This is a genomic window from Defluviimonas salinarum (assembly GCF_026013545.1).
Classification (GTDB): domain Bacteria; phylum Pseudomonadota; class Alphaproteobacteria; order Rhodobacterales; family Rhodobacteraceae; genus Albidovulum; species Albidovulum salinarum.
This window is the reverse complement of sequence record NZ_JAPDOG010000008.1, coordinates 172,963-185,119: the sequence shown is the minus strand read 5'-3', so window position 1 is coordinate 185,119 and position 12,157 is coordinate 172,963. Positions and strand designations below refer to the sequence as shown.

14 protein-coding genes and 1 pseudogene are annotated in these 12,157 nt (G+C 67.5%); 12 read left to right on the top strand and 3 right to left on the bottom strand.

Annotation, left to right across the window (positions count from 1 at the left end; genetic code table 11):
* Window positions 1–107 precede the first annotated feature (107 nt).
* A pseudogene (locus OM960_RS11115) lies at window positions 108–565 on the bottom strand (IS5 family transposase); the annotation flags it as partial.
* A gap of 28 nt (window positions 566–593) precedes the next feature.
* Between OM960_RS11115 and OM960_RS11110 the strand changes: the two are divergent.
* From OM960_RS11110 to OM960_RS11100, 3 genes are read left to right on the top strand one after another with little or no spacing between them, the layout of a single operon-like run.
* On the top strand, window positions 594–1,490 hold the full coding sequence (locus OM960_RS11110; protein ID WP_264771999.1) for a hypothetical protein: 897 nt from the start codon (window positions 594–596) through the stop codon (window positions 1,488–1,490).
* Window positions 1,487–1,831: a hypothetical protein gene (locus tag OM960_RS11105; RefSeq protein ID WP_264771998.1), complete on the top strand. Its 345-nt coding sequence runs from the start codon at window positions 1,487–1,489 to the stop codon at window positions 1,829–1,831. Before OM960_RS11110 ends, OM960_RS11105 begins: the two co-directional genes overlap by 4 nt.
* 50 nt (window positions 1,832–1,881) lie before the next feature.
* Window positions 1,882–2,355: an acyl-CoA transferase gene (locus OM960_RS11100; protein ID WP_264772003.1), complete on the top strand. Its 474-nt coding sequence runs from the start codon at window positions 1,882–1,884 to the stop codon at window positions 2,353–2,355.
* A 40-nt stretch (window positions 2,356–2,395) separates the two neighbouring features.
* On the opposite strand, the gene OM960_RS11095 is transcribed toward OM960_RS11100, so the two are convergent.
* Complete coding sequence (locus OM960_RS11095; RefSeq protein ID WP_264771997.1) at window positions 2,396–2,620, bottom strand: hypothetical protein; 225 nt, start codon at window positions 2,618–2,620, stop codon at window positions 2,396–2,398.
* A gap of 104 nt (window positions 2,621–2,724) precedes the next feature.
* Between OM960_RS11095 and OM960_RS11090 the strand changes: the two genes are divergently transcribed.
* Window positions 2,725–3,663, top strand: coding sequence for a phage tail tube protein (locus OM960_RS11090; RefSeq protein ID WP_264771996.1), 939 nt, complete (start codon window positions 2,725–2,727; stop codon window positions 3,661–3,663).
* A gap of 32 nt (window positions 3,664–3,695) precedes the next feature.
* Here OM960_RS11090 and OM960_RS11085 read toward each other — a convergent pair whose 3' ends face one another.
* A complete protein-coding gene (locus tag OM960_RS11085) occupies window positions 3,696–3,935 on the bottom strand; it encodes a toxin-antitoxin system YwqK family antitoxin (RefSeq protein WP_264771995.1) in 240 nt (79 codons plus the stop codon).
* A gap of 64 nt (window positions 3,936–3,999) precedes the next feature.
* Between OM960_RS11085 and OM960_RS11080 the strand changes: the two genes are divergently transcribed.
* The 8 genes from OM960_RS11080 (at window position 4,000) to OM960_RS11045 (ending at window position 12,157) form a co-directional block, all read left to right on the top strand.
* Window positions 4,000–4,437, top strand: a complete 438-nt coding sequence (locus tag OM960_RS11080) for a phage-derived protein YdaY family protein (protein WP_264771994.1) — start codon at window positions 4,000–4,002, stop codon at window positions 4,435–4,437.
* Between the two features lie 68 nt (window positions 4,438–4,505).
* Window positions 4,506–4,664, top strand: a complete 159-nt coding sequence (locus tag OM960_RS11075; RefSeq protein WP_264771993.1) for a DUF7697 family protein — start codon at window positions 4,506–4,508, stop codon at window positions 4,662–4,664.
* Window positions 4,657–7,107 (top strand): phage tail tape measure C-terminal domain-containing protein, encoded by a 2,451-nt coding sequence (locus OM960_RS11070; RefSeq protein ID WP_264771992.1) that lies wholly within the window; start codon window positions 4,657–4,659, stop codon window positions 7,105–7,107. The genes OM960_RS11075 and OM960_RS11070 overlap by 8 nt, the downstream gene beginning before the upstream one ends.
* Window positions 7,108–7,125: 18 nt before the next feature.
* Window positions 7,126–7,719, top strand: coding sequence for a hypothetical protein (locus OM960_RS11065; protein WP_264771991.1), 594 nt, complete (start codon window positions 7,126–7,128; stop codon window positions 7,717–7,719).
* Window positions 7,716–8,276 carry a hypothetical protein gene (locus tag OM960_RS11060; protein WP_264771990.1) on the top strand — a complete coding sequence of 187 codons (561 nt, stop codon included), beginning with the start codon at window positions 7,716–7,718 and terminating at the stop codon, window positions 8,274–8,276. The genes OM960_RS11065 and OM960_RS11060 overlap by 4 nt, the downstream gene beginning before the upstream one ends.
* Window positions 8,277–8,287: 11 nt before the next feature.
* Window positions 8,288–8,740 carry a DUF6950 family protein gene (locus tag OM960_RS11055; RefSeq protein ID WP_264771989.1) on the top strand — a complete coding sequence of 151 codons (453 nt, stop codon included), beginning with the start codon at window positions 8,288–8,290 and terminating at the stop codon, window positions 8,738–8,740.
* A gap of 1 nt (window position 8,741) precedes the next feature.
* Window positions 8,742–11,282 carry a phage tail protein gene (locus OM960_RS11050; RefSeq protein WP_264771988.1) on the top strand — a complete coding sequence of 847 codons (2,541 nt, stop codon included), beginning with the start codon at window positions 8,742–8,744 and terminating at the stop codon, window positions 11,280–11,282.
* A complete protein-coding gene (locus OM960_RS11045; RefSeq protein WP_264771987.1) occupies window positions 11,282–12,157 on the top strand; it encodes a hypothetical protein in 876 nt (291 codons plus the stop codon). The genes OM960_RS11050 and OM960_RS11045 overlap by 1 nt, the downstream gene beginning before the upstream one ends.

Genomic DNA, 12,157 nt, shown 5'->3' with positions numbered 1-12,157 from the left:
CTCTTTGATGCCCTGAGCTTGCCAAAACCCGCCTGACCCCTCCGTGTTGTACCATTTTCGGCTATCCAGCCTAAATGATATCAGTCGTTTACGCGTTCAACTGATGAACTTCGGTGGCCTGCGGTCATGAAAAAGCGGATCGGGCGGCCATCGGCATCGGTGACGGCATGCAGTTTGGTGTTCATGCCGCCCTTGGTTCGGCCGATCAGGCGGCCCCTTTGGTCGTCGGGTCCCCTTTTTTCGACCGCAGGCTGGTCGCCGTGCGGTGCGCCTTCAAATAGGTCGCGTCGATCATCACCGTCTTCGGAACGGCCGCCTCGGAGGCCAGGCCTTCCATCATCCGGGCGAAGATGCCCTTGTCGCCCCATCGCTTCCAGCGGTTGTAGAGGGTCTTCGGGGGACCATACTCCCTGGGCGCATCACACCACCGCAACCCATTGCGATTGATGAAGATAATGCCGCTCAGCACACGCCGGTCATCGACGCGTGGCTTGCCGTGGCTCTTGGGAAAGAAAGGCCGAAGCCGCTCCATCTGCGCGTCTGTCAGCCAGAAAAGGTTGCTCATCGTTCGGTCTCCTTGCGGAGCCTGAATCATGCCGAACGCCCAATATCAATGGGTCCTGACTCTAGCTACATTGATAGGCGGAGCAGGGGTGGCACGATCTGAATGCGCGACGGACGACTATGACCAGACGCCACCGCGAAAGATAAGTGGCGATGTGACTAACGCCGGAATGCAGTTTGAATGGGCGTCAGATTTCGACCAGAAGAACGGCATCAATTACGTTTGGCATTACATCAAGAATGCTCCGGGATCGGAGCCTCTTAACTTCAACTGGAAGAAAGCCGGCTTAAGGCAGGAGTTTGTGCGGCCGCTTCCGCCGGGCGACACGGCTTGCACTCAATACCCCGTTGTGGACCTCAATGACAATGACATCGATGACGATGCACCCATTATATATGGGCATGCCAACCGGGTTCAGCGAGCCGCGATCTACGCGAAGGAAACGACCACCACAGCATCCGCGAAGAACTATCAAAGCAAACTGTCTTCGTCCTATGTCGACGATTTTGGGGAAAAGCGCGACTTCGAAGTGTCCTTTGTCTATGAGTCTGACGGAGAAACCATCTCGAAGCTGGAAATTATTGCTCCAGAGGATCTGTATGTCGGGATCGCCAACGTGGAATCTTATTGGTCCAATACGACTATCGAGAACATATTCGAGGCAGCGAAGATGCAGAAAATGGATTTCGACTTTGCGGCATTGCCGTCCTTTGCTTCAGATCGAGAGAGCACGAAGGCCTTCTTCATTGACTTGGAAAATCGCGAAGCACTCGCACTGATCATTCGGGGAACAGTTCAATCCTCAAAAGCAGGTAAAATAAGCGGCTCGCCGGGATTTAGTGAAATGGTCATTTTTGACCAGGATAGAAATCCGATAGCGTCGACTTTTGTTGCGCTGCCAGTTACAAAAGCTGATCTGCAATGACTGTTTCGGATTTCGGCATCGCGACAGCCTTGTCAGCCGCAGGGGGCGCCATGTCTTATGCCGGCCTGCAGGTCCCGGATGGTTTTGAGGCGCTGCATGTGGTCAGCGCTGTTGCGATGGCGTCAGGCTATGTGATCGGGCGTGACTATCAGGTCGTCGGCCGCCCCCGTAGCATAGTGCTTCTAGCGCTGCTTTCTGCAGGCTGCGTCACAGGCTACTACATCGCAAGCAACCATATCCCTGCTGGAATCGGCGCAACGATCTTGCTGTCGGTACTGGCGTTTGGTTCTTTCTGGCCCTTCAGCTATATCTTGGCGATCGCTCGCAACAGAGCAGAATGAGATCCATTCTCCTCTGGTCCAATGCACTGGCCGTTTCCCCCAGGTCCACCATGCCCACCCACCGCGAAACCATCCTCGCAGCGCTGCACGCGCGCCTCGCGACGCTGCCCGCCACCGTCCTGCGCGGTGCGGTCCTGCCCGAGCGCGTGCCGGCTGCGGGCCTATTGATCCTGCGCGAAGGTGAGCCGGGCGAGCCGGAGGTGACGCTCTCGCCGCTCGCCTACCACTACCAGCACCGGGCCGAGATCGAGGCGGTCGTGCAGGGTGAGGCCCGGTCTGCGCAGCAGATGCAGGGGTCCAGTGGACCCTTGCAAGGGACGAACGACCGTGACTCCGCCTTCGACACGCTCTGCGCCAGCATCGGTGCGGCGCTTGCCACCGACCGCACGCTCGGCGGGCTCTGCGACTGGGTCGAAGCCGAAGCGCCGCGGCCGATCGATCTGCCGGTCGAGGGCGCGGCCAGCCTGAAGGCCGCGGTCGTACCGGTCGTGCTGCACTACTCGATCGCTGATCCGCTGGCCTGATCCGAGATCCCTGATGGATCCTGCGCCGCGAGGACGGGCGTCAAAGTCGGGGACCTTTGTCCTTCCTCGTCCTGTTCGGGTTGTCCCCGAGCAGCAGGAGGAGAAGGCAGGCCAGAACCGGCGAAAAGAACAAACTCACGAGCACCCAGCCAAAGGCGCTGCGCCCTCGCGATACCGCCATGTTGGCCGGAAGCAGGATGAAGATCCAAACCACGACATAAATCGCGACGAGGCCAACGAGCAGCGTCAGTAGTGCTTCGATCATCGGTTGTTCTCCGATTGGCCTTGGATCCGGGAACCACCGAGTAGCGGGACGAATGGCGTGAGGCAACGCAAGTTCATCAGGGCAAGGAAGAGGGAGTTCTGTACATGGCACGAGCCCAGGGGGCGCGGGCGCAGATGGCGCTTGCGTTCGAGACCACCTATGGTACGCCGCCGGCGAGCGGCTTCACCAGGATGCCCTTCGCCAGCACCACCCTCGGGGCTGAGCAGCCTTTGCTCAATTCCGAACTTCTGGGCTACGGCCGCGATCCGCTGGCACCGATCAAGGACGCGGTCACGGCCGACGGCGACGTGATCGTGCCGATCGACGCGGCGGGTTTCGGGTTCTGGCTGAAGGCGGCCTTCGGTCAGCCGGCAACCACCGGCACCGGGCCCTGGACCCACGAGTTTCGCTCGGGCGCCTGGACCCTGCCGAGCCTCTCGATCGAGACTGTCATGCCCGAAGTGCCGCGCTATGCGATGTATTCGGGCTGCGTGCTCGATCAACTCAGCTGGCAGGTGCAGCGCTCGGGGCTGCTGACCGCAACGGTGCGGCTGGTGGCCCAGGGCGAGACGGTGGGCACGACGAGTGCTGCGGGGACACCGGCAGAACTGGAACTGAAGCGCTTCGGCCACTTCAACGGCGCCATCACCCGGAACGGCGCGGCGCTAGGCAACGTGGTCTCGGTCGACATCACCTATGCCAACAATCTCGACCGGATAGAAACGATCCGCAGCGACGGACGGATCGACGGCGCGGACCCGTCCATCGCGGCGCTGACCGGCTCCATCGAGGTCCGCTTCGCCGACGCGACGCTCGTCACGCAGGCCGTCAATGGCGATCCATGCGCGCTCGAGTTCGGTTACGGGCTGCCCTCGGGCGAAAGTTTCACCTTCACGGTGCACGCGGTCTACCTGCCGCGCCCGCGCATCGAGATCTCCGGGCCCCAGGGCGTGCAGGCGAAGTTTGACTGGCAGGCGGCGCGCGACAGCGTCGTGGGGCGGATGTGCACCGCAACCCTCGTCAATGATGTCGATGTGTATTGATCCGGCGGCTCAAGCCCAGGCAGTCGCAGTTCTCAGCCCCAGGCGATCGCGCTCGCCCGCTGCACCCGCCCCGCCTCGTCATGTTCGGTTAGCGAGCCAATCGGCCGTCCGGCTTCGAAATAGCCCGAACGCAGCAGTGTGCCATCCCTGCGATACCACTCCCAGTAGCCGGTCTGCTCACCATCCTCCATGAAGCCACGGGCGGTGAGGCTGCCATCGTCGCGGCGCAGCTCGCAAAGCTCGCGCCCGGATCGTTGCACGACCTCGTTCATCGGCACCCTGTCTCGCTCATTCACCCGCGCCGACATTACGCGCCAACCTCGACAAGGCAAGATCATGATCCGTCTGAATCTCTCCGCTGTGCCTTTCTGGCACGCATTCTTGCCCGGCCTGAAGCTGCAGCTCCTGCCACTCACCACCGCGCTGATGGTCGCGACCCGCGCCGATGCGGCGGTCGAAGGCCTCGCCCCGGAGGCCTCCGACGAGGAGCGCGCCGTGGCTTTCGCCAAGGCGCTTGCGCGCCGGGCCGTGCTCGCCTGGGAGGGCATCGGCGATGCCGACGGCAACGCGATTGACCCGAGCGACGAGGCCATCGACGCGCTGCTCGATATCTGGCCGATCTTCGAGGCCTTCCAGCTGACCTATGTCTCGAAGGGCCTCATGCTGGAACAGGAAAAAAACGTCTCCGCGCCCTCGCCGAATGGTCCTTCGGCGGGGGCGACCGCTACTGCGAAGCGTGCCAAGAGCAGTGCCCGAACTGCCCGGCGCGGCTGAACCGGCCGGAGACATGGGAAGGCTGGCAGGTCTGGGACCTCGTCGGACGTCTCGGTGGCCAGCTTCGCGTGCTGCCCGGCGCCGTCGCCGGATGGGACCTGACCGCAGCGCTCGCACTCGGCGATGCCCTCGGCGTGCCGCCCGCTGCGGCGGCCGAACTGCTGCCCGTCATCGAGGCGGTGATGGTCGCAAAACTCAACGAACAGATGGATCATTCCCATGGCTGAAAAACGCGTCTCCGTCCGCCTCGCCGCGGTCGGCGGTCGCCAGGTCCGCGCCGAACTGGAAGGCGTCGGCGAGGCGGGCGCCCGCGGCTTCGGCCGGCTCGGCCGCGAGATGGAGGCCGCGAATGCGCGGCTCGCGGCCTTCTCGCGGCGCGTCGGCATCGCGGCGGCTGCCGCGGTGGCCGCCACTGCGGCGGCAGGCGTCGCCATGGTGCGCTCGGGGCTCACGAGCGTCGACGCGCAGGCCAAGCTCGCGCAGTCGCTCGGCACCACGGTGGCCTCGATCCAGACCCTGGAGCGCGCCGGGGAACTGGCCGGAGTGTCGATGTCCGGCATCGAACAGGCGACGAAGGATCTCACGCGCCGCCTGAGCCAGGCCGCCGCGGGCGCCAGCCCCGCCGTGGACGCACTGGCCCGGCTCGGGCTTTCGGCCGCGGAGCTCATCGCCCTGCCACTGGACCAGCGCGTCGGTGCGATCAACGCGGCGATCGAGGCCTTCGTGCCGGTGGCCGAACGCGCCGCCGTCGCGGGCCAGCTCTTCGGCGAGGAAGGCTCGATCGCCATGAGCCGCATCGACTCTGCGACTTTGCGCCAGGCCACCGAGGATGTACGCGCCTTCGGCGTGGTGGTCTCCGAAGCCGATGCCGGGCAGATCGAGCGGACGAATGACGCGATCTCGCGGCTGGGGCTGATCTGGCGGGGCCTCGCAAACCAGCTCGCCGTCGCGGCGGCCCCGGCGCTCGAGGCGGTGGCCAATGCCATGGCGGCGCTCGCGAACCGCACCGGTCCGCTCGGAACGGCGATCCGCGGGGTCTTCGATCATGTCGGTCGCCTTGCCGCCTACGCTTCAACCTTCGCTGCCATCCTCGCCGGGCGCTGGGTGGCGGGTCTTGCCGCCGCCGCGCTCTCGGTCCGCAGGCTTGCCACCGCGCTCGTCGTGCTGCGCGGTGCGCTGATCCGCACCGGCATCGGGGCGCTGATCGTCGGCGCCGGGGAGCTGGCCTATCAGCTCTCGCTCCTCGTTGCCCGGGTCGGCGGCCTGGGCGCGGCCTTCCGGCTCCTCGCGGATCTCGCCTCGGAGGTCTGGTCCCGCATCGGGCTGGCGCTCGATGCCGCACTCGCCCGCATCGCCGCGGGCTGGGAAGGGTTGAAGGCCACGACACTCTCGGCGCTCGACGGGGCCGTCGCGGGCGCCGTCGCCTTTGGCGATCGAACCGCGGCCATCTTCCAGGGGGCCTTCGATGGCGCGGTCGCGATCTGGACCCGGCTGCCGGCCGCGATCGGCGACTTCGCCTTTGAGGCGGCCAATGGGCTCATCACTGGCGTCGAGGCGATGCTGAACGGTGTTGTCACCCGGATCAACCGCTTCATCGAGGGGCTCAATGCCGCGCTGGCGCTTCTCCCTGACTGGGCGGTTGGCGAAGGCGGGGTGCGCATCGGCACTCTGGACCCCGTCGACCTCGGCCGCATCGACAACCCCTTCGAAAGCGCCGCGTCCGCGGCCGGCAGCGCAGCGGCCGAGGCCTTCGCGGCGGCCCTCGACAGAACCTACATTGCGCCGCCCGCTCTCTTCGGGGACATGGACGAGGAGGCCCGCGCCCGGGCCGAGGGCTATCGCGAGGCCGCCGGCATGCTCGCCGAGGCCGCCACTCGGCCGCTCGCAAGCTGGCAGACGCTGACGGCGGCGATCAGCGCCGGCGGCGCCGGAGCGGAAGAGGCGCTTGCCGCGACCGGGACCGCCGCGAATGAGGTGACGGAGGCTTTCGATGCGGCCGGCCGCGCGGCGGCGGGTGCCGGTGCTTCCGCGAAATCCGCGGCAGAGGCCGCGGCCGCGGGCTGGAAGGCGGTGACGGACTCGCTCGCCAGTTACGCGGCGGAGGCGATGGACTGGGGCAAGGGGCTCGGCGAGACACTCACGGGTGCCTTCCGCTCGGCCGAGAGCGCCTTCCGGACCTTCGTCACCACCGGCAAGCTCGACTTCAAGGGGCTCATCGCCTCGATCCTCGCTGATCTCGCGACGCTGGCGTTCAAGACCTCGGTGCTGGGACCGATCGCGAGCTGGCTCTCGGGGGCGCTGGGCGGGATCTTCGCGCCGGTCCATCACGCCGGCGGCATGGTCGGATCGCCGGGCCCCGGACGCAGGGTGCCGGCCCTCGCCTTCGCCGGCGCGCCGCGGCTCCACGCCGGGGGCTGGGCCGGACTCCGTCCGGACGAAGTGCCGGCAATCCTGCAGCGCGGCGAGCGGGTGCTCTCGCGGGCCGAAGTGGCGCGCGGGCTCGGATCGGGCGCCAGCGCGGGCGGCGTCAGCATCAGCATCGATGCGCGCGGCGCGCAGGCGGGTGTTGCCGAACAGGTTGACGCCAAGCTGCGCGCGGCGATCCCCGAGATCGCGCGGCTCGCCAAGGCCAGCGTCGCCGATGGCCGCCGTCGCGGCCAGGCGCTTTGACACAGATGGACTTGAACCATGATCCCCGAATTGCCGCTGACGCTCGTCACCCGTCTCGAGCGCCGTCTCGTCACCGCCACGGCGGTCGCCACCTCGCCCTTCACGGGGACCGAGCAGGTCCAGGACTGGGGCGGTGAATGGTGGGACTACACGATCGAGCTCGCTCAGCGCCCCGGTCGCGACGGCCGCCGGCTCTCGGCCTTCTTCGCGGGTCTCGGCGGGATCCGCGGCTGCTTCCTCTTCCGTGACCCCTCGGTGCTTCAGGCTGGGAGCTTCGGTGCCCCCGTGGTCGCGGGCGGCTTCCAGGCCGGCAATGCGCTGATGACAGCGGGCTGGGCCCCGTCCCTGCCCACGCTCCGGACCGGCGATCTCATCTCGCTCGGAACGGATGGTACGACTCGGCTCCATCAGCTCACCGCCGATGTGCTCCCCGACTATGCCGGCCGTGCCACGCTTCAGCTGGCGCCGCGGCTCCGTGCCGCGCCCGGTGATGGCGATCCGATCGAGATCGCGGCCCCGGCCGTGCTCCTGCGCCTCACCGCCCCGGTGCCGAGCCTGATTACCCGCGCCGACCTGTTCCGCTTCAGCCTGACCGCCCGGGAGGCCCTATGAGCCGCAATCTCACACCCGACTTCGCGGCAGCCCTTGCCGCGCGCGACCTGCGGCCGGTGATCTTCTTCGAGGGGGTCTTCGCGACAGAGACCGTGCGGCTCTGGTCGGGTCTCGGCGAGATCGGCTGGGCGGGCGAAAGCTGGGCCGGGGCGGGCACGCTCCTCGGACTGGGCGCGATCGAGGAGACCGGCGCCGTGGTGGCGACCGGCACCGCGGTCTCGCTCTCGGGCGTGCCGACGGCGCTCGTCCAGCTCGTCATCGCCGAGGCACGCCAGGGCCTGCCGGGGCGGGTCTGGATCGGGCTTCTCGCGGAAGACGGCACGATCATCGCCGATCCGGTGCAGGCCTTTTCCGGCCGCCTCGATGTGCCGGAGATCACCGATGATGTCGGGACCTGCACCATCACCATCAGCTACGAGAGCCGCCTCATCGATCTCAATACCCCAAGAGCCTGGCGCTACACCCATGAGAGCCAGCAGGCGCTCCATCCCGGCGATCGCGGCTTTGAATATGTCACCGCGATCCAGGACCGCGAGATCACCTGGGGGCGGGGATGAGCGGGCCCGGGATGAAAGAGACGCGCCTGCCGGACAGTCAGATCATCGGGGAAGCGCGGATCCGCATGCCCGCCTGGGAGCTTGCCTTGACCCAGGCGATCGAATCCGCCCGCAGCAGTCCCTTCGCCTGGGGGGTGCATGATTGCGCGAGCTGGGTCTTCGATCTGCGCCGCGATCTGACGGGCGGCGAGGATGTCGCGGCGCTCTGGCGCGGGCGCTACCAGACCCAACGCGGGGCGGCCCTCGTGATGCGCCGCCTCGGCTGGGCAAGCCTCGAGGACGGCGCCCGGACGCTCCTCGGCGCGCCGCTCGGGACTGTGCATCTCGCGCAGAGGGGCGATCTGGTGCTCTCCTCGGATGGTGCCGCACTCGGGATCTGTCTCGGCGCCCGCGCGGCCTTCCTCGGACCCGAGGGCCTCACCTTCGTGCCGGTCTCTACCTGTTCGCTGGCCTGGAGGGTCTGAGATGGGGGTCGTGGTTGCAGCCGTCTCCGCCGTGGCAGGGGCCATCGGCAGCGCACTTGCCGCCGGCGGTATTGCCGGGGCGCTGATCCGGCTCGGGGGCACGCTCCTTCTTTCCTACGCCTCCCAGGCGCTGATGCCGAAGCCGAAGATGAGCCTTCAGGCGCGCACGGTGACCTTGCGCGAGCCGGTGATGCCGCGCGACCTGGTCTATGGCCGCGCGCGTAAGGGCGGGGTCATCGTCTTCCTGCATGTCACCGGCGCCAGGCGGCAATACCTGCACCTCGTCATCGTGCTCGCTTCCCATCCCGTCGAGGCAATCGGGGCCGTCTACTTCGAGGGCGAGGAGGCGGTGAGCGAGGCGGGCATCGCCCGGGGGCGATGGGCCGGCAAGGTCACCGTCGAAAAACGCCTCGGGGCCGCGGACCAGAGTGCCTTCGACGGACTCACGGCGGAAGCGCCCGACAAGTGGAGCCCCGAGCACCGGCTTTCGGGATGCGCCGCGATCTGGCTGCGGCTCACCTATGACGCCGATGCCTTTCCGGGCGGCATCCCCAACATCACCGTCGATCTTCGGGGCAAGAATGACATTCTCGATCCGCGGGAAGGCACCCGCGGCTACAGCGAGAATCCCGCCCTCTGCCTGGCAGATTACATGGCGGACCCGATCTTCGGCCTTGGCGCCGCGATCGGTGCCGAGGACGGGATCGACACGGCCGATCTCATCGCCGCCGTCAATGTCTGCGATGAGTGGGTGCCCACGGCCGCCGGCGGGGTCGAGCCGCGCTACAGTCTCAACGGTGTCATCTCGCTCAGCGAAAGCCCCAAGGTGATCATCGAGGCGATGCTGACCGCGATGGCCGGGCGCTCGGCCTGGGCCGCCGGCACCTGGCATCTCCATGCCGGGGCCTGGCGTGTGCCGGAACTGGCGCTCACTGCCGACGATGTCCGCGAGGGCGGGCTCACGCTCGCGACGCGGGTCTCGATGTCCTCGAACTTCAACGCGGTGCGCGGCCAGTTCGTGAGCCCGGAAAACGACTGGCAGCCCGACGACTTTCCGGCGGTGACGAGTGATCTCTATCTCGCCGAGGATGGCGGCGAGCAACGCTGGCGCGATCTGTCGCTTCCCTTCACCATCTCGGCCGCGATGGCGCAGCGGCTTGCGAAGATCGAGCTCGAAAGCGCGCGGCGGCAGATGACGGTGAAGCTCGCGGGCAAGCTCGGGACCTGGGCGGCCGAAGTCGGCGGGAACGTGTCGCTCTCTTATGACCGCTGGGGCTTTGAAGCCAAGCCCTTCGAGGTCCAGGGCGTGAGCCTCGATCTCGCCGCCTCCGGCGACGGCGCGCTCCTGCTGCCCGAGCTCGTCCTCCGCGAGACCTCGCCCCTCGTCTATGACTGGCAGGCCTCGGAAGAGGCGATCTATGCCGCGGCCCCGCGCACGACCTTGCCGGGCCCGGCCGATGTGCCGGCCCCCGGCACGCCGGCGCTGGCCGAGGAGCTTTACGAGACGCGGAGCGGCACCGGGGTCAGAACCCTCATCCGCGCCACATGGACCGCGGCACCTTCGGACTTCGTGCGCGACTACCAGCTCCGGGCGCAGCGCATCGAGGATCCGGAGGGTAATGTCCTCACCGAAGACTGGATCACCCTCGGGCGCACCGACCAGCTCTTCTGGGAAATCCGCGACGTGAAGGCGGGCCGCTGGGAGGTGGCGGTGAAGGCGCTCTCGGTCCTCGGCGTTTCCTCGCCCTATGCCACGGCCATCATCGAGGTTCTGGGTCTCACGGCGCCGCCGGCCGCGCTCGCGAACCTCACGCTGCAGACCGCCGGCGGGCTCGCGATCCTCAAATGGACGCCGTCTGCCGATCTCGACGTGCGGATCGGCGGGCGCATCGTGATCCGCCATGCGAATGCGCCCACCGCGACCTGGGCCACATCGGTGAGCATGGACGAGGTTGCAGGTTCGGATGCCGTCGCGATCGTCCCCCTCAAACCCGGCACCTATCTTCTCCGCGCGCGCGATAATTCCGGCAACTTCGGCCCGGTCACCAGTGCCGCCTCCCGCGGCGCCCAGGTCCTGCCTTTCGCGCCGGTCCTCACGCTCGCCGCCGATCCCCTCTGGGCGGGGGTGTCGACCAACCTCACGCTGGACGGCGCCGCGCTGAAGCTCGCCGATGTGGCAACCGAGGGGCGCTACGACTTCCCCGTGGGCATGGACTTCGGCGCGCTCCGGCGCATTCGCCTGCGCTCGGAGATCGAGACGGCGGCTTTGAGCCTTTCCGGCACGGTGGACGAGCGCCTCGCGCCGATCGACCTCTGGCTCGATGTCGATGACACCGACGGCGCCGAGATCGACGTCATCGTCGAGGTCCGGGTCACGGATGACGATCCGGCCGGAACCCCGGCCTGGACACCCTGGTCGCGGCTCGATGCCACCGAGGACGAGATCCGTGCCGCCGAGTTCAGGGCGCGGATGCATTCGGCGAGCCCCGATTACAACCTGCTGCTCACACGGCTGCGCATCCATGCCGAAGAGGTGCTCTGATGGTCGACTACAATCTTGCCAACCAGTCCGGCGCGCAGTTCCGCGCCGAGCTGAACCTGATCCTCGCCGCCCTCCAGTCCTGCGCTTACGGGACCACGGCACCCGCGACCACCACCGCGGGCCAGCTCTGGGTCGATGCCGCCGGCACCGATCCGGTGCTGCGCATCCGCGACGCGCTGAACGCCGACTGGACCCCTCTCGGGACGCTCGGGCCCGCGGGCTTCGAACTCGCGGGCTCTTCCGCCGCGGGTCGGGCGCTGCTCGCGGCGGCAACGGTCGCGGCGCAGCGCACTGCCCTCGGGCTCGGCGCCGGGGCGACGCTCACGCTCGCGAGCCAGGCCCAGGCGCAGGCGGGCACGAACAATGCGACGCTGATGACGCCCCTGCGCGTGGCCGAGGCGATCGCGGCCCTCGCGGCCGGCGCCTCCGATCTTCTCGCCGGCGCCATGGCGACGACAGTGGCGGACAATGCGGTGGTCCTGAAGCACTGTTCGGGCGGCAGTGACACGGCGACGCTGTCGCTCTCGAAGAGCGGCAACGGCACGATCCATCAGCTCCTGCTCGGCGAGACCGCGCTCACCGCGACGCGCACCTGTGGTCTCCGCGTCGCCCTCGAGCAGGCGCGGGGCAACGGTAATGGCACCCAGTACGCCGCGGTCCTGCGCGACGGCACCGTGCTGCAGGAATGGAGCACGACGAGCACGAGCTTTGTCGCCCGCAGCCTCGATGTGACGCTTGGGCCCGGACAGACGCTCTCGATCCGCCTCGGCGCCACCGGCACGACCACGGGCCAGGAATCCACCCAGAACACCGGCATCTCGCTCATCCGCAATGTCCGTTATCTCGCCGATCAACGCTCACTCATCGGGATCTGA